16 protein-coding genes are annotated in these 18331 nt (G+C 41.5%); 2 read left to right on the top strand and 14 right to left on the bottom strand.

Annotated features, from left to right (window positions below; all coding sequences use genetic code 11):
- Positions 1-97: 97 nt before the first annotated feature.
- The 8 genes from ACTWPF_RS05500 to manA all read right to left on the bottom strand — a co-directional run bounded on the left by ACTWPF_RS05500 (position 98) and on the right by manA (position 10000).
- The gene (locus ACTWPF_RS05500; protein WP_443148598.1) at positions 98-1636 is read right to left on the bottom strand and encodes an arylsulfatase; all 1539 of its coding nucleotides are present in this window, start codon (positions 1634-1636) and stop codon (positions 98-100) included.
- A 20-nt stretch (positions 1637-1656) separates the two neighbouring features.
- On the bottom strand, positions 1657-3435 hold the full coding sequence (locus tag ACTWPF_RS05495) for a glycoside hydrolase family 2 protein (protein WP_443148597.1): 1779 nt from the start codon (positions 3433-3435) through the stop codon (positions 1657-1659).
- A 19-nt stretch (positions 3436-3454) separates the two neighbouring features.
- Positions 3455-4318 carry a carbohydrate ABC transporter permease gene (locus tag ACTWPF_RS05490; protein ID WP_443148596.1) on the bottom strand — a complete coding sequence of 288 codons (864 nt, stop codon included), beginning with the start codon at positions 4316-4318 and terminating at the stop codon, positions 3455-3457.
- A complete protein-coding gene (locus ACTWPF_RS05485; RefSeq protein WP_443148595.1) occupies positions 4319-5194 on the bottom strand; it encodes a carbohydrate ABC transporter permease in 876 nt (291 codons plus the stop codon).
- A gap of 59 nt (positions 5195-5253) precedes the next feature.
- Positions 5254-6552 (bottom strand): extracellular solute-binding protein, encoded by a 1299-nt coding sequence (locus tag ACTWPF_RS05480; protein WP_443148594.1) that lies wholly within the window; start codon positions 6550-6552, stop codon positions 5254-5256.
- Between the two features lie 244 nt (positions 6553-6796).
- Positions 6797-7720, bottom strand: a complete 924-nt coding sequence (locus ACTWPF_RS05475; protein ID WP_058950595.1) for an ArsR/SmtB family transcription factor — start codon at positions 7718-7720, stop codon at positions 6797-6799.
- Between the two features lie 154 nt (positions 7721-7874).
- Entirely contained in the window at positions 7875-8966 is a 1092-nt protein-coding gene (locus ACTWPF_RS05470) for a nitric oxide synthase oxygenase (protein ID WP_443148593.1), read from the bottom strand.
- A gap of 77 nt (positions 8967-9043) precedes the next feature.
- Positions 9044-10000, bottom strand: a complete 957-nt coding sequence (manA, locus tag ACTWPF_RS05465) for a mannose-6-phosphate isomerase, class I (protein WP_443148592.1) — start codon at positions 9998-10000, stop codon at positions 9044-9046.
- 239 nt (positions 10001-10239) lie between these two features.
- Here manA and ACTWPF_RS05460 point away from each other — a divergent pair, with 239 nt between their 5' ends.
- Positions 10240-10476 (top strand): hypothetical protein, encoded by a 237-nt coding sequence (locus ACTWPF_RS05460; RefSeq protein ID WP_147380280.1) that lies wholly within the window; start codon positions 10240-10242, stop codon positions 10474-10476.
- A 104-nt stretch (positions 10477-10580) separates the two neighbouring features.
- Positions 10581-11975, top strand: a complete 1395-nt coding sequence (locus ACTWPF_RS05455; protein WP_443148591.1) for an NAD-dependent succinate-semialdehyde dehydrogenase — start codon at positions 10581-10583, stop codon at positions 11973-11975.
- Between the two features lie 220 nt (positions 11976-12195).
- Here the strand turns inward: ACTWPF_RS05455 and ACTWPF_RS05450 are convergent, their stop codons facing one another.
- From ACTWPF_RS05450 to ACTWPF_RS05425, 6 genes are read right to left on the bottom strand one after another with little or no spacing between them, the layout of a single operon-like run.
- Positions 12196-14037 carry an exo-beta-N-acetylmuramidase NamZ family protein gene (locus ACTWPF_RS05450; RefSeq protein ID WP_443148590.1) on the bottom strand — a complete coding sequence of 614 codons (1842 nt, stop codon included), beginning with the start codon at positions 14035-14037 and terminating at the stop codon, positions 12196-12198.
- Positions 14038-14058: 21 nt separating this feature from the next.
- Positions 14059-14421: a PTS lactose/cellobiose transporter subunit IIA gene (locus ACTWPF_RS05445; protein ID WP_443148589.1), complete on the bottom strand. Its 363-nt coding sequence runs from the start codon at positions 14419-14421 to the stop codon at positions 14059-14061.
- Positions 14408-15163 carry a ChbG/HpnK family deacetylase gene (locus ACTWPF_RS05440; protein ID WP_443148588.1) on the bottom strand — a complete coding sequence of 252 codons (756 nt, stop codon included), beginning with the start codon at positions 15161-15163 and terminating at the stop codon, positions 14408-14410. The genes ACTWPF_RS05445 and ACTWPF_RS05440 overlap by 14 nt, the downstream gene beginning before the upstream one ends.
- A 7-nt stretch (positions 15164-15170) precedes the next feature.
- A complete protein-coding gene (gene celB, locus ACTWPF_RS05435; protein ID WP_443148587.1) occupies positions 15171-16457 on the bottom strand; it encodes a PTS cellobiose transporter subunit IIC in 1287 nt (428 codons plus the stop codon).
- A gap of 22 nt (positions 16458-16479) precedes the next feature.
- On the bottom strand, positions 16480-16782 hold the full coding sequence (locus tag ACTWPF_RS05430) for a PTS sugar transporter subunit IIB (RefSeq protein WP_106897554.1): 303 nt from the start codon (positions 16780-16782) through the stop codon (positions 16480-16482).
- The gene (locus ACTWPF_RS05425; RefSeq protein WP_443148586.1) at positions 16779-18116 is read right to left on the bottom strand and encodes a 6-phospho-beta-glucosidase; all 1338 of its coding nucleotides are present in this window, start codon (positions 18114-18116) and stop codon (positions 16779-16781) included. Before ACTWPF_RS05425 ends, ACTWPF_RS05430 begins: the two co-directional genes overlap by 4 nt.
- Positions 18117-18331: the final 215 nt, after the last annotated feature.

Genomic DNA, 18331 nt, shown 5'->3' with positions numbered 1-18331 from the left:
AGAGGATGGGAGATTTACTCGCTGAGGATTGAATTAATCTATTAGCTTGTTAAATACAAAAAAGGAAGATCCTTTATTAAAAGGATCTTCCTTAAACTTAGTTAAAACGAGGGTATACATCAGTACGATTTGCCCATTCATCCCAGATTTTTTTCATCTCTTCCACCAAATCCGGGTAAGTATCCCGGAGGTTATGAAGCTCGGTTCGGTCGTTTTCCATATCGTATAATTCCCAATCCATTTCTTTAATCTTTGATAATTTCCATTTCCCTTTACGAATACCACAGTGTTGCTCATGCTCAAAGCAGAAGATCCGCTCCTCGGCTGCTTCACCATAAAATGCGGGCAACATGCTCTCACCTTCCATAGGGAGGATGTTATGGCCGTTGTACACTTGTGGGTAAGATGCTTCACTAATATCTACAAACGTTGCCATAAAATCAATGAAATGCCCTGGACGATGATCGATTTCACCTATACGAGTTACTTCTTCTGGCCAGTGTGCTATTAGTGGTGTACTGATGCCTCCCTCATGTCCGTAATGTTTGTATAAACGAAGCGGAGTACTACATGCGTTGGCCCAGCCAGATCCGTAACTGTGATAGGAATCTTGCTGCCCCATCCGATCCAAATCCTCTTTGCGATGCAAGAAATTAGAGGTTGATATCCAATCATCAAACCCCCATGGATCCCACTCTGCACAAGCGCCATTATCGGAACAAAATAATATAAGAGTGTTATCCAGTTCTCCCTTTTCCTTTAGATCGTCTATCACTCTTCCTATATTCTGATCCATTCGATCAATCATTGCTGCGTAGATTGCCATTCTTTTTGCCAAGTCCTTCTGTCTGTCTGGGTCTATGGCATCCCAGGCAGGGTTAACACCTTGAATGACACGATCTCGATCCCAATACTCTGAACGAGGTGTCAGTGACGTGTCCGATGAAACAATGCCAAGCTCCTTCATACGAGCTAGACGTGTTTCTCGAATATGGTCCCAGCCTTTTTCATATATCTGTTCATATTTCGCTATATCTTCCTTTGGTGCTTGTAAAGGAAAATGAGGAGCATTGTAAGATAAGTAAAGAAAATATGGCTTTTCATCCTGACGTGCTTCCTGAATAAAATCCAAAGCATGGTCTGTAATAGCATCGGTTGCATAAAATTCATAATCCGAATACTCTCGCTTGGCGCGTCCTTTTGGCAAACGGATGTAATCCGGTTGGTTCCAAAAACTAGTGAAGCCTCCGAACAAACCATAAAATTCATCAAACCCACGTTCAATCGGGCCTCTTTCTCCGACATGCCATTTCCCTGAAAGATACGTATGGTATCCACTGTCTTTTAATACTTCAGCAAGTGTGACACATTGATCCTTTAAATATCCACGGTAGCCTGGTGTTTCTCTGTCTTCATCCATTTCCCCAACACCCGCTTGATGTGGATACAGGCCACTTAGCAGAGAGGCCCTGCTTGGGCAGCAGCGTGCCGAATTATAATATTGTGTAAAACGGAGCCCTCCGGTAGCCAACTGGTCGAGATTGGGTGTCTGAATCTCTCCGCCAAAACAACCAAGATCGGAAAATCCTAAATCATCAGCTAAAATCAGTACAATATTAGGTTTTTTCTTTATCATGCTACGTCCTCCCGTACCTATTATGTTGCATCATTTACTTGCTTAATTTTTTCCATGGCTATTTTCGGTTCCCTGTTTTCCTTTAGCAAGCCATTGATCTCCTGTTGAACATCGGTTGTTTGCGTATAACAGTAGCCACTGATCTTCGGGATAGCTTTTATAGCATCTGTTGTTTCCTTATAGCGCTTCAGAAATTCTTCCTCAGTTGAGACTTGATTCCCGTATCCCCAACCACTTTCATCCTGAAAAGCGATGCCACCATACTCCGTTATCATGACAGGCTGCCCCTTGTATTGATACCCTTCAGCAAACGCGTAGCGATGATTGTTGTGTGGGATCTTGTTTTGTAGAATGGCATCCATATCTTTATATCTCTCATATAATGTCTTTCCTGACTCCTCATAGTCATGGAGAGCAATAATGTCAGAAACAGTGTGTTCCCAACCATCGTTCACGATTACCGGCCGCTCTGCGTCTAATGATTTAGTTAAATAATAGATGGACTCCGTAAATGCTTGTTGTTGTTTATCTTTGAAGATATGCGGAACGCCCCATGACTCATTAAATGGAACCCAAGTTATGATGGAGGGATGATTATAATGTTGCTGCACAATATCCAGCCATTCCTTTGTAAAATTCTCTACCGCTTGATCGGAAAACTCATAGGTGGCAGCCATTTCTGACCATACGAGCAAACCTTTCTTATCACACCAATACAGGAATCGATCATCCTCAATCTTCTGGTGTTTGCGTACTCCGTTATATCCCATCGCAAGCGTCTTATCGATATCTTCAAGTATTGCTTCATCAGAAGGCGGGGTCAGCATAGTATCCGGCCAATACCCTTGATCAAGCAGTAACTTTTGATAGATTGGCACATTATTGAGCAAGACTTTACCGTCTTTAATGGATATCTTACGCATTCCAAAATAGGAATCTACTTCATCCTTTAACACGTCATCCACATATAAACGAAACTTAACATCATAAAGATTCGGGTGCTCTGGTGACCAATGCAGGACTTTCCACTCATGTATATCAGCCGCCAAATCTACTTCAAAGCGAGAAGTGCTTCGATCAAGAACCGCAGTAAACTGTTTGACTTGCTTTCCATTAAAGGAGATCACGGTTTCCAACCTGCTATTCCTTGGTAATTCTCCATGTAATGTATAATCAAATATTACCGAATTGGAATCGACTTTAGGTGTTATCTTCACATGGTTCAAGCTTTTGTCTTCTATAAATTCTAACCATACGGTTTGCCATATTCCTGTATTTTGCACATACCAACACCCAAAATTCTCATTGATCCACCTCTGTTTCCCCCTCGGTTGGACACAACTTTGACTATCTTCAACTTTAACAGTTAGTTCATTCTCGCTCGCACTGTCCACTGCTTTTGTAATATCAAAGGAAAAAGCAGCATTCCCTCCAGTATGCTGACCAATATAGGAACCATTTACCCAGACCTTCGTTATATAATCGGATGCCTGAAATCGTAGAACCGTCCGTTTGCCTATTTCCTCTTCCGGAATCAAAAATGTGCGGCTATACCATACATAAGGATGGAAGGCTTCCTCTCCAATCCCACTTGCTTTTGTTTCATACGTAAACGGTACTATGATTTCCGAAGGGTAGGTGTATTGATCAAACCATCTTCCCTGCTCTCCTTTGTTTTCATCATCAAAAGCAAACTTCCATTTTCCATTTAGATTCATCCACGCATCCCTTTGAAACTGGGGACGGGGATATTCTGTTCGTTGATAAGTTTTTCCTGCCTTCATCGTTGCTTCTTTCATTGTATACACGCTCCTCTTTTTAACCTTTTATTCCTGTAAAGCTAATCCCTTTAACAATTTGTTTTTCAAAAAGCAAAAATGCAATGATAACTGGAATCGAGGCAATTGCATTTGCCGTCATAGGTAAAACATATGCCTGTGAATAGGTAGAATTAAATACTGGTAATCCTACAGGCAATGTATATAACGTTTCAGATAATATGGAAAGGTAAGGCCATAGGAAGTTATTCCAAGAACCAATAAAGGTAAAGATACCAATCGCTGCAATTGCTGGTTTTGCCAATGGAAGGACAATTTTATAAAACAACTTAAAGTAAGAGCATCCATCGATAATAGCACTTTCAATAATTTCTTTAGGCACATTATCAAAAAAACTCTTTAAAATGATTACGCCGAGCGGCGATGCAATCATTGGTAGAATCAGGCCACTATAGGAATCAATTAAGTTCATATTTTTTACTATTTCATAGAGAGGAATAATAGTAGCCTCTCCTGGTATCATCAGACCCAATAAAAAGAAAATAAAGATAAAATTCTTAAATCGGAACTTCATTTGCGAAATAGCAAACGCCGCTAGTGAGGTAATAATTAATGTTAGAATGGTTGTAATAAATGCTACAAAGAAACTATTAAACAACCAGCGCAGTATCAAACTATCCATAATAATCGTAATATAGTTTGAAATGGTATACGGTGGAAGAAACCATTCAATTGGTGTAGATGTAGAAAATCCATCCGGTTTTATCGAAACAAAGAGCATCCATATGATTGGCGCAATAAATAAAATGGAGACAACGATTCCTATCGTTATTTTCCCTTTAAGAAACGGATCTCGATTTCGATCAAGCGCTCTCCTGCTATTTGAGGTAGTCTTTGCAGCCATTTATTTTTCCTCCATTCTCTGGTTTTTTAATTGAATAACCGATAATATAAGCAGGATGAAAAACAGTGCATAAGACATGGTGGCCGCATATCCAAGGTTATTCTGTGTAAAACCTATTTCGTAGATATACTGAATTAGTGGTCGCGTTGCTCCACCTGGCCCTCCTCCGGTTATCAACAGAATTTGAGCAAATACTTTGTACGAGGCAAGGATTTGCAATAAGATTACTACCCGCCCAATTGGTATTAGTTGCGGTAAGGTAATATAGCGGAATTGCTTCCACCTTGATGCTCCATCAATTTCGCTTGCCTCATAGAGGGCATCTGGAATATCCTGCAGGCTGGTAAGGAACAAGATCATATTAAATCCTACAGACCACCAAAGTGTCACCACAACAATACTAACCCAAGCCAGCCCTTTGTCCGCCATCCAAAATGGCTCGGCATCAATCCCTATACTCTGGAGTACGGTATTTACGAGACCGGTATATGGCTGCAGCATAAAGATCGCCAAAAAAGAAATGACGGCAACCGAGAGAATGCTCGGAATGAAAAAAGAGCCACGAAAAAATGTTTTAAGCTTTGTATTTAAATTAGCCAATAGGGACAATCCAAGCGCAAGTAGTACCATGGTAGGAGTTGTCAACATAACAAATAACGTCGTATTCCATAATGTCTGCCAAAAATTTGGATCTTGCACCATCTCCGCGTAATTTTCTAATCCAACAAACTCCATCTTTCGGACGAGATTCCAATCATAAAGACTCATTTCCAGTCCCTTGAAAATAGGGAAAATAGTAAAGATTAAGTAAGCGAGTAAAAACGGAAGTAAAAATGGTATCGCTTTCATATCCTGAATCCATGCTTTTTTGTTCATAGCTAAACCCCCTCATTACACTTCATTTTTCCGCAATGATAATTGGAACGAGCATGAAATTAATCGGCAATTAAATCTTTTACTTCAGTTTCAACAAGTTGGAATCCTTCTTCAGGTGTTACCTCTTTCGTCCAAATTAAATCTAGATTCCGAACCATGATGTCGTTAATTGCTCTTGCATAAATGGTTCGATCCATAAAATTAATGTAGTCCGCAGTCTGTGCGTAATCCTCTCGATAGGGCATCTCCTGAAATGCTTCGGACTCCACTACTGTATCCTTTGCGGGGATATGGCCGGCCTTTGCCCAGATCGCACCTTCATCCGCTGCATAGTTCATAAACTCCAAAGCTCCCTTTTGTTTTACTGGGTCTGTCTCTTCATAGGAAGGAATGACAAGCGTATGGGAACCACCCCATGCTCCTTTCTCACCAAAAATATTTGGGAGTGGCATGGCAGTAATCTCCAAATCCTCTGTATTTTCCCACGTACCAGTTGACCACACGCCTGTCGCAATCGTAGCAGCTTTGCCTGATTGAAAATCGCTATAAAAGTCAGCCAGATTTAATGGAATAACTTCATCTTCATACCAGAATTTAAGCATGTATTCTGCTGCCTCAATTGCTTTCTCAGTATCTAGAGCGTAAGTCGGATTTTCTAGATCTTCTGTCACGATATGTTCCCCACCAAGCTGGCTATAGTACGACCACCAATGGCGAAAGCTATCCACCCCAGCTGTCACAAAGGCAAACGGGAACTTACCCTCAGGCAACTCATTTTTTAATGTATTAAAAAAATCTCGGTAACCAGAAGGTGTTTTGTCCATTTTCAAAGTCCCATCATCATTCAAGAGCCCCGCCTCTCCTACAAGCTCGTTGTTGATGTAGAAGATATGTGGATGTGTATCAATTGGAATTGCATAATGCTGGTTATCAAACATGGTACTTTCCAAAATATTTTTGTTATATTCAGTCCAGTCAATCCCAACCTCTTCTGCCAAACTATCCAACTTTTCCACCACATCCAGATTTACCAACTCTGGCAAGGTATGTGCATGTGATACAGCGATATCGGGCCCCTTCCCTGCACCAAGACTCGTTAGTAATTTTGTATAATATTCTTCATACTCCTGTTGGACGTTATTAATAAAATACGTATCTTGGCTGTTATTGTATTTATCTACAATTTCCTGCATGTATGCGGCATCTCCTCCGGCAAATAAATTCCACATCACAATTTCTGTAGCGCCCTCTGGAACGTCAGCGCTATTCCCACTTACGAGTCTATCTAGACCGGAGCAAGCGGTGATCATTAGTACCATTACGAAAAAACTCAACAATAGGAAAGTCTTTTTTATCATTAAATGCCCTCCTTTCATTAATACATAAATTATGTATTAAACTTGATTTTCTGTAACTTAAGACAAATAATACGCTTACATTTCTGAAAAGTCAATAAATATTTAAAATAATAAATTAGGTTTAGGATTGGATGTTAAAAACTTTCCCACATTAAATTTGTCAATTCAATACACACTTTTGGTTATAAAAAAATCGACTCCTAAAAATAGAGAGTCGATTTTTATTTATATAGAGTATAATGTGTTACACAAAATCAATTTTTAATTTAATATCCTGAGCATAATCGCCAAATTCCTTACCAAAGAGATTCATTCCGCCTTTATGAACGGCGTCTTCTTTTATTCCAACTTTTAACGATAAAAATTCACTTTCTAGCAGTGCAAGGTCTTTTATCCCGCATTCTGATAGATGAAAACTGTCAATCATGGTCTTCGTTTCGGTAATGCTCCAGGTTTTGAGCGTACCGTACTGAGTACTTGTTGTCTCCGTCCAGTAGGCAGGGTTTAACTTTCCAGGTCGGTTCCCATAATCGCCTGGACTTGTCCATGTTCCTATATCTATCCCATTGAGCCATAACGTTATGTCCGATGGCCAATTATGATCATAGTTCGGCGCTTCAGAGCATATCTCCATAGAAATATCCACTGATTTCACCACTGCTCCATGGGGGATAACAATCGGAAACTTATATTCGAAATATCCTTTACGAGTCCACATGATCTGCGCTTTAGAACGTTCAGGACTATAAAAATGAACAGGTTCATCCTCTGGTATAAGAAACGCATCCTGACTTGCCATTCCGCAAGTAGGAGCAACCTGAAAATCTGTATATTGACCAATAGGCATTTCCAGCTCATAACTTTTATTTGTGATATCAAAGCCCGTTTTCTCGTTTAATTGAATATGTATGTCATCGAAGTTCCTCGTACAAACCTTCATTGCCCCTCTGCTGGCAGGTCTTAATTCTGTTTGAATCAATGCGGATTGTTCTAACACCTTCACGTGAGAGGCAGCAGTAGAAACCGGTATGTTAAGTGCTTCGGCCAACTGATGGATATTCATATTACCAGAATTCAGCAAATTTATCATTTGCAATCGAATCTCAGATGATAGTGCGTGCGCCACTATCCTTAACCGTTCAGCTTCGTTGATTGATAATTCCAACATATTATCTTCCCCCCACCCATTCACCTTAGATATTTTGTATTAATACACAAAAACTGTTTTAATATTCTCATCATACTATATTATTTAAAACAATGGTACGATTTCTACTTCATATTCTTAAATAAGGAAAGACAGCCAGGCAGCTGTCTTTTCATCATTCATATATAACCTTGTCTCGATAAAAATAGTTTGGCTTGTTGACGGTGTTGTCAAACGGTTTATGGAAAATATGCGTTGTTGCCGGCGAAAGTGGCGGAATAAGCCAGGCCCATTTTCCTGTAACGGTTCGTCCGGCCTTTTTTTCATTGTTCTCAAACACTTTAAATTGCTTTGCGGCAGTATGGTGATCCACTATCGCTACACCATGTTTTTTATAAGAATCCAATACTGCTACATTTAACTCTACAAGTGCGCGGTCTTTCCATAATGTGTTTAAATGCTTTGTATTCAGACCTAACTGTTTGGCAACATGTGGAAGTAGATTATAGCGGTTCTCATCTGCAAGGTTTCTGGCACCAATCTCTGTTCCCATATACCAGCCATTAAACGGAGCTGCAGGGTACGGAATGCCACCAATTTCTAAAAACATATCTGATATAATGGGTACCGCATACCATTTTACTTCCAAGTGATGAAAGATCGAAAAATCCGGATGGCGAATGGGTACCTCTAATACAAGCTCCTCTGGTATTTCTCTATAGGTTGGTGCTTCATTGCCTATCTGCACCACAATTGGCAATAAATCAAAGGCTGTACCTTCTCCTTGCCAGCCTAACTGCTGACACTTCTCCGTGAAAGCAAGCGACGCAGGATCGCCCACTATTCCATCCTCTGTTTGATACCCTGCATAGCGAAATAATTGGTGATTCCAGATCCGAACGCGGGTTTCCCCATTATGCTCAGGCGGAAAAATAGTAATACGAGGCTTAATCTTGCCGTTATTCGTCGCCTGTTCTATATGGGTAAACAATGCTTGAAAAACAGCATCCTCAGATGTTACATGTCTTGCATCCACAACCTCGAGCTTGTCCCAAAACAACCTTCCAATACAGTGATTGTTGTTTCGCCATGCGATTTTGGCCCCTTGTGCCAGCTCCTCTGTCGTCTGAACATATGTCCCCGTTTCTTTAAGTTCTTGTTGAACCGCAGCCCGGCGCTCCTCTATTTCCTCTTCTGCTTTACCGAGCTCTTTATATACATTAAAAATATAATAGTCAGCTTCCTGCATGCGTTCTGATAGATTCATTTCTGTTCTCCCTTAAGCGATCTCTTTGCTCCATTTTACCAAACGTAGGCGCTTTTTTTGTGACGGGAGTTCGACAATTACGTGTGGGAAACAATCCATTCTGCTTTTCCAGAAATCTGATAGTCTGTCACACCATTTGGCAGGATAAAATGCTCTCCTTTTTCAACTGGGAAGGTTTCACCTTGTATAGTAATTTCCGCTTCCCCCGCTATCACACTGCATTGCAGGAAATCAACGTCCAGTTTCCGCTGTACCTGTCCGTCAAGCTTCCAGTGATACACTGTAAAATACTTCTCCTCTACAAGCTTTGTGGAAAGAAGCCCTTCCTCTTGCTCTTTCTGTTTCGTCAACTCAGGAGTTTTATGAGGAACGGTAGTAACCTGTTTTGCACGTTCTAAATGCAACTCCCTTGTGTCCCCTTTGGCATCCGTTCGGTCGTAATCGTAGACCCGGTATGTGATATCCGAGCTTTGCTGTGTTTCTAGTATTACAATGCCCTTACCGATCGCATGGATTGTCCCACTTGGCACATAGACAAAATCGCCTGCTTTAACGGGTATGTACTGCAGGAGGTTATTCCATTTTCCCTCATCTATCATATCTTCTAGTTCTGCCTTTGTTTTGGCATGATGGCCTAACACTAGTTCAGCGCCTGGCTCTGCCTCTAGCACATACCAGCACTCTGTTTTCCCATAAGGCTCCCCTTCTTCCTCACGAGCAAACCTATCATCTGGATGCACTTGAACAGAAAGGTCGTCATTAGCGTCTAATACTTTTACTAGCAGTGGGTACGCTTCCACATTATCCTGATTTTTATTAAAAAGCTCTCCATGCTTCTCCCAGGCATCTGCAAGTGTTTTTCCCTCTAAAGGTCCATTCCGAATTATACTGGGACCGTTTGGATGGGCAGAAATCACCCACGCCTCTCCTGTCTGTGCAGATGGAAGCTCATATTGATAGAGTTGTTGTAGCTTCTGTCCTCCCCAGATTCTTTCCTGTAAAACGGGTTGTAAAAATAACGGTGCATTATACATCCAAAAACCTCCACTCTCTTATTTTATCTGCATTCATTATAGCAAAGTCAGAATGAAAATATAGAGATAATGTGTGCTCTGTTTGCTTCTTTTCTTTCCATAGCCTTTCAACATATTGGTCGGTGCACGCTCAGAAATAAAAGTTTTTAACGAAATGTATAAAGAAAAGGTTTAAGGAAATTTAAACTGGGGTAAACAACTAGTACTATATATAGTTATTTAGAGGGAAGGTGCCTGAAGTGAAGCGGTTAAATGAGAATGAAGAAAAGTTTTTACAAACAATTATCGAAAAAGATAATGCCCTTTTTAAAATGGAAGGGAAGGTTTATACCATTTCGCTTGTGCAGGAATCAAAGCAGCCATTAAAGGTACCAATGCAACCCTCATCCATTGAAGAAAAGAAGAAAAACATATTAGAAGGCAAAGAATTTTCCATTGATGATGTTGTCGACATGATGGATAGTGGTGTCTTATAAGCATAGTCAAACAGTCCTCATTTTGCTAGGACTGTTTTTTTGTTTTTGATTACTTAAAAAAGGGAACTAACAGGATAGGAACAATTTTAAAGGAGTGAATAATCTTGGCAGATATGATAAAAGTAATGAATCCCGCAACAGGGGAGCTCATTAAAGAAATTAAAAAATTCACGGAAGAGGAAGTAACAGAAGCATTGCGTAAAGGAAAGGAAAGCTTTGCTTCATGGAAAAAAGTTAATGCCCATGAGCGTGCACGTCTCTTAAATGCCTGGGCATCTAAATTACATGAAAACAAGCAAGAAATTGCGGAACTTATGACATTAGAAAACGGAAAGCCTTTAAAAGAGTCAGAAGGAGAAGTAGCCTATGCGGCTAGCTTTATCGAATGGTATGCAGAGGAAGCAAAGCGAATTTATGGACGCACTGTTCCTGCTAACACGGAATCCAAGCGCATTATTGTGCAGAAGGAACCCATTGGTTTAGTTGCAGCCATCACCCCGTGGAACTTCCCGGCGGCAATGATGACGCGAAAAGCTGCGCCTGCTTTAGCAGCTGGCTGTACCTTTGTAGTCAAGCCTGCATCAGAAACTCCGCTATCCGGCATTAAAGTAATTGAGCTTGCACATGAAGCCGGAATCCCGGAGGATGTTATTCAATACGTTTCTGGTTCCGGAAGTGAGATTGGCAAACTGTTTACCGAAAGTGAATATGTGCGCAAAATTACGTTCACTGGCTCCACTTCAGTCGGTAAAAAATTAATCGAGGGTAGTGCCAGCACTGTAAAAAATGCAACAATGGAGCTAGGCGGCCATGCACCTCTTATCGTAGCAAAAGATGCAGATTTAGATCTAGCGGCAAAACAAACCATTGCTACTAAATTCCGTAACGCTGGCCAAACCTGTGTCAGCGCAAATCGGATTATTGTGCATGAAGATGTAGTAGACGAATTTGCTGAAAAACTCGTCGAAGAAACAAGAAAGCTTAAAGTTGGCAATGGTCTAGAAGAAAATGTAGCGATCGGGCCAATTATTAATGAAGATGGCTATGATAAAATCGTGGCCCATGTAAAAGATGCGAAGCAAAAGGGTGCGGAGGTACTACTTGGTGATGAATATGATGCAAACCAAGAGAAAGGCTACTTCTTCGTCCACCCTACTATTTTAAAAAAAGTCACAACCGACATGGATATTATGCATGAGGAAACCTTTGGCCCAGTTGCTCCAATTACTACCTTTAAGCAGATAGACGAAGCCATTGAAATAGCTAACGATACACCATTTGGCCTTGCTGCCTACTACTTCACGAACAATTATAAAACAGGTACGTATCTAAGCGAACAGCTTGAGTATGGTATTCTCGGCTGGAACGATGGTGGCCCATCTGCAGCACATGCCCCATTTGGTGGTATGAAGGAAAGTGGCCTTGGTCGTGAAGGTGGACTTGAAGGAATTGAGCCATACTTGGAAACCAAATATATTTCAATTGGTGATTTTGAATAAGTAGAATCGTGAAGCGAAGCATGGAAGAGGCATTCTGAAGCGTGAACGCTAAAAACTAAAGCGACAGCGCCGCATTCTGAAGCGTGAACGCTAAAACTAAAGCGACAGCGACACACTTGAAGCCACAGGCATGATAGTGAATCATCAGCCAATTTTTAAAAAGTAACTCCAAAACAAAAAACAAGCCTGAGCAACTATCTAGTAGCTCAGGCTTGTTTTTTTAATGTTGCAGGTCAACTACGATTCTAGATGAAAAACCAGGTGTTTCGTAGGCAACGTCTCCATCTACATGTAGCTCTACTACGATGGAATCCTCTTCCGTATAATAATCTATTTGGGACAGCACTGGACTGTTATTTATCTGGATCGTCCCTCCGTTCGGATCTAACTGTCCTTGTATTCCTCCGTACGGAACTTTTATAAACAGGCGATCCTCTCCTCTTTCTATTTCATAATTGGTTGTTGTTTTATTTAGGTCGAGCACAACTCTAGAATAGCCAGACTGGAGACCGAAGCGAATGTTTTCCAACAAAGGCGTTGAAATAACAGCAGTACGTTCTGCTTTTAACTTTTCATAAAAAGCACGTACGATTCCCGACCCATCCTGATCCGCTATAAATGTGCCGTTCTCAATATTGCCGTCCAATCCATCTAGCTCCCAATCCACGTCCTCTTGTGCAATCGTCATCTTTTCTCCGTTTTTATCATAGCCTTTTACTGTTAAATCCACAGGCTCCCCTGGTGCTGCAGTTAAATCAAGTGGAAAGATCCCAAGAACCGCTTGCTTTTTATACGGTTTGGCTCCCTTGGGATAAGGGCCATACATTAAATATCGGTTCCTAACTTCGCTTACCCACTCCTGTTGTTTCTCTTTCCACGATGCCATAATTTCCGATACTGGCATGTCATCTAGAATCATCTGAGGTACTTCCGGATCACCAATTAGATTGGTATAGCTTGCTGTCATTTCAAATTCCTCAGGATTTTGATCTCTCATGGCATCGACTAAATGTAAACCAAGTGCAACCAAATTGATGGAGGACGGATCCGTTATGTGGACCTGTACTCCTGCTACTCGCTCGCCTTCATACTTACCAAACATCGGTGTATAGTATGCTGGGCGGAAATTTACACCAGCTAATTCTCGACTTTTCATTTCCTCAGCAAGCGCTTCAGCATCGATCCACGGTGCACCTACCTGTTCAAATGGTTTGGTAGTGCCAAGACCAGTAGAAAGCGTTGTGTCATCGACAAGTTCAGTTCCAGCATAAAGGTATGCGGATTCTTGTGTTGGAATATTTGGTGATGGGAGTATCCAAGGAAGTCCCGTATCTTCAAAATGCATATCCCGCTTCCAGCCTTTCATTTCAGCAACTTTCAAATCAACGCCCATGCTATACTCATGGTTCCACATTGTTGCCAATTCACCTGGCGTCATTCCGTGTCTGACAGGCAGGAGGAATCTCCCCATAAAACTCACAGCATCCGCTGAACGAAGTGGCCCTTCAACCCTCTCTCCACCAATTGGATTTGGCCTATCAAGTACGATTAATTCTTTATCCATCTCCCCTGCGGCCTCCATGGCAAATCCAAGTGTATAGATATAGGTATATACATTGGAACCAATGTCCTGAATATCAAATAAAAGGACATCTACTTCTTCCAGCATTTCCTCGGTTGGCTTCCAGGTTGATCCATATAAACTGTATACGGGCAGTCCTGTTTCCTCATCAATATAAGACTCAACATATTCGCCTGCCTCCTGGTCCCCTCTTATGCCATGTTCAGCCCCGAATAAGGCGGTTAAATTAACGTCAGGATGTTCGTAAAGTAAGTCAATCGTACTGTTTAATTCATGGTCTACTCCCGTTGGGTTCGTTATGAGGCCAACACGTTTTCCCTCCAGCCAATCTAAATGGTCTTCCATTAACACCTCTACTCCCGGTTTAACACTCGCTTTCTTCTTACTTGTTTGGCTAGCTTCTGCACGATGATTACTCCCTCCCCCAAACAGGCTAAAGAGTAATACAAAACAAAGTACTAAGATATGACGTCGTTTCATAAAAAACACCCCTAACTAATATTAATCAAACTTCTCCATCTCCTTTGTAGCCATCCACTTCTCTACCATTCGCTCCATCCTATCTTGCCTTTTATACAGATATATCATTTCTTCTATAAGTGTTTTTTCCGACATTACGGTCATAAGGTGATCTTGGGCATGTACTAAAATGACAGGGAGAACACCTAACTTTTCTTGTGCATCTTCTTGAATAAAGGATGTTTGCACCTTGTGCGCTTTAAGAAGTTCTTCTGAAGCTTCTTCGAGCAAGTGATCTGTTTCAGAGAAATTTCCACTCCTTGCTTTTTCTAACGCCTCGTGTAAAATTCCCTTGGCGTTCCCTGCATGCAAGATAATTTGCATCGATAAATTATTTATGTTCATCATGTATTCCTCCAAAATGTATGAGCTCAATAGATTCAGAAATAAAGAGGTGCTTCACGTTTTTATCTGTTAGAAGTTCGAGTTCCTTCATCCGTGTCTCGGTGTAACTGCTTCTTTCTAAAAGCCATGTATCCAAAAATGCTGGATGGCACATGATTTCACTCACGCCATCTTCAGTGGAAGTAATGAGATTTTCCAAAAAAGCAGGTTGCACAGTTTCTTCATAAAAATCATAATGCAGATAATCTGTACTTCTCACCTTCTGCCAGCTACTTTTTGAAAAGGACCTCACTGGTAAGCTGTACGCCTCGGCAACCTCGAGTACAGCTTCCAGCGCTTGTGGAATATGCAAATGCTTATGGTGGTGACTGTCAATATGGGTAACATGCGGATACCATTGCCGTAGTAAATCAAGTTGCGCAAGTAATTCCACCTTTATCTCTTCTTTTCTGGCAGAATTGCTTAGAACTTCCCCCTTCAAGAAGTAGCCGCTTGTGTCTACTAGACTTGGGACATGCCGAGAGATTGGTTTCCCGGCATCTAATACAAAATGCAATCCAACACCTAAATTAGGGTGTCCTTTGGCAAGTTCAACAGCCTGTTCGGCAAAAGTGGTGTTCACCATTGTTGTCGTGCTTGTGACTATCCCAAATTGATGTGCATATAAAATGCCCGCTGTCACGCCTGGTGTCATCCCAAAATCATCTGCATTGACGATTACTTGTCTTTTGCTTTGCTGCATTAACGTGTTACGCCTCCTCTTCCTTAGCTGCCGCAGCTGTTTCTTTTCTCTCTTCTTCCTCTTTTAGAAGCTGTTTATCATATAATTTAAAGAACGGGAAGTAGATAAACATCGCTACCGCAATATTCACCAGCATAAGGATACCTCCACGAAAATCACCTGTCGTTAAAATCCCGGATAAAGGTGGTGGCATGGTCCATGGCACTATAACATATGGCTTCCCAACTAAACCGATCGACATGGAGAAATACGTTATGATACCAACTGCGAGCGGTGCTAGAATAAACGGAATGATTAATAACGGGTTCATGACAACCGGTGCACCAAAAATAACTGGCTCACTAATATTAAAAATGCTTGCTCCGATTGATCCTCTTCCAAGTCCTTTAAGATGCTTGGATTTTGCCAGGAACAGAAAGAGCAGTGTAAGTGCCAACGCCATCCCCGAGCCCCCGACTGCCCACCAAATCGCCATATAAGGCTGGCCAACAATGTGTGGAAGTTCTTCTCCTGCTCGTTGTGCTGCAATATTTTCATCTGTTAGGCTATACCAAATTGGTGCCATGACACTTGCTACAACAGAAATCCCATGAATCCCAAAAGACCAAAGCAGGTGGATAAGTAAAATGGCGATCATGGCTCCCCAGAAGCTACCACCAAGCATTTGCAGTGGTTCGCGTAGCACCGCTCCCACAATTCCATGCAATGATAAATCCCAGCTAGATCGAAGTAATAGATCTACGCCCCATACCAAGGTTATGATCACAGCGCCGGGAATGAGCGCTGTAAAGGCTCGCCATACGGAGGGTGGCACAGTGTCTGGCATGCGGATCACAATGTTTCGTTTCTCGAAAAAGCGGAAGATCTCCACTGTGGTAATGGCCAGTAAGATGGCGATAAATAGTCCTTCACTGCCCATTAAGTTAAGCGGAATATTTCCTTCCTCTGTTAAAGGGGTTGCAACAAAAAATGCTGCGGTACTTAACACACCTGCTGAAAGACCATCCATGCCATAACTTTTAGCCAAGTTATAAGCAATGGAAAAGACAGCAATCAAGCCAAGCAACCCGAATGTTGCGTCCACCGGGATGCTAAGCGAAGGTGCAAATGGTGCCATAAATTCTGCCCATGGTTTGTACGGTGGTGAAGAAATAATTAAAAAGATACTACCAATGATCAATAATGGCATAACGGCAATAATCCCATCACGCACCGCTTTTAAATGGCGCTGCTCCGCCAATTTTCCAGCCACAGGCATAAAATAACGTTCCATAAATGCTTGAAACCCTTTCATAGACCTTCTCCCCTTTGTTTCTTTATTTTTTCAAATCTAATGCTTGCTCTAATACTGCTTTTCCATCGAGCGTGCCATATGCTTTCATGTCGATGATCGCTATCGGCACACCTGCTTCCTCTGCCTGCTTAAACAATGCGTTTTTCTTGTAACGAATTTGCGGACCAATTAACAGGATATCTGCTGTCTTGAGCTGCTTTTCAAGATCATCCACAGAGTGTGCTTCAATTTCCGCATCAATTGATTGCTTTTCAGCTTCCTGGTTCATCTTCTTAACAAGTAAACTTGTACTCATTCCAAGCGCGCATAATAATGTGATCTTCATCTCTTCACCTCCATAGTGGCTGACATCCCTATGTTAAAAGGTTCTCCGTTTAGATAAGGCTCGTTAACTGCCAGCATTTCCTCTAAAATTTGCTTTGCCTTCTCGGCCGATGGAATAAGCGGGTGAATAGTTAAGGCTTGAATTGCAATTCCCTTATCTCCCGTTACGGCTGCTTCTACTGTCAATTCTTCATAAGCCTTTACGACTTGTAGTAAGCCCCTGATTTGGGCTGGTGCCTCTGACGTTTGCAGTGGCGTGATCTGATGGTTCTCAACAACACAATTGGTCTCCACACAAACATCATCCGGCAGGCAGGAAATTGCTCCATTATTCCGTACATTCAATGTGTGAATCTGCTGGGTGTTTAAATGAATATCATGAATAAGCCGAACTGCAGCTTCCGAATAATAAGCGCCACCTCGTTGTTCCAAGGCTTCAGGCTTTTTATCTAAATCTGGGTCTTGGTATAGCTCAAACAACTCTGCTTCCACTTTTTTCACCTGATCTGCTCGTGTTTCATTTTGTTCATATTCTAAAAGCTGTTTCTGCAAAATGGTGTCCGTTTGGTAGTAATACTTATGATAGCCGCAAGGAATCGCCCCGAGGGACTGCAGAAAGTCATGGTCCCAGCCAAAGTCAGGTATATTTGCAGCCTCATAACTGGCAGATTTACCTGTCAAAACATCCTGAATGTGTGATTTTCCTTTAATATACAATCCGGTTATCCAAATTAAATGATTAATTCCGATGAAATTAATCCGCACGTCCTCCATTGCCACGTCATACGTTTTCGCGAACTTCTTATAATAATTAATCGGATTATTGCAAAGCCCCACCACTTTAACGGTAGAGTGTTTTAGCACAGCCTCTGTAACGATGCCTGCAGGATTCGTAAAATTTAACAGCCAGGCATCTGGAGCAAGCTCTTCCATTTCCTTGCAAATACCTAATATTACCGGGATGGTACGAAGTGCTTTCATAACCCCCCCTGCCCCAGTCGTTTCCTGTCCAATAACCCCATGCTTAATCGAGATGTACTCATCATGTCGACGCATTTCTAACTGCCCTACTCTTATTTGCGTAATGACATAGGTTGCTCCCTTAATTGCAGCACGTCTATCCAATGTAGAAACGATCTTAATGTCGTGCTTGGACTTTTTTACCATACGTTTTGCCAGCGCATCCATGATCTGCAGCTTTCGCTCTCCTTGTGGGATATCCACCAGCCATATTTCCTTTATTGAGAGCACGTCAGCTTCCGCAAGCAACCCTTCCAAAAGCTCTGGAGTATATGATGAACCTCCACCTATTACTGTTATTTTGATAGGTTCCAAAGGATCCCTCCTTTCTTTAGTGTGTTATTAATATTTTATTCTGAAAAATAATTCATTTGCACCCACTCTTTTTCCATTGGCAACGGAAAAAGGCTGTATGGAAACCAAAAATGAAAAAAGAATCAACCCAACCTTTTTTAAATAAAGGCAGATTGATTCACTATACGCCATCCATTAAATGAAACACACTGCTAAGGAACATTGTTAATAAGCAA

Source organism: Oceanobacillus sp. M65 (assembly GCF_052246275.1).
Taxonomy (GTDB): domain Bacteria; phylum Bacillota; class Bacilli; order Bacillales; family Amphibacillaceae; genus Oceanobacillus_B; species Oceanobacillus_B jordanicus.
The sequence above is the reverse complement of the archived record's forward strand: the minus strand, read 5'-3'. Positions and strand labels throughout refer to the sequence as shown.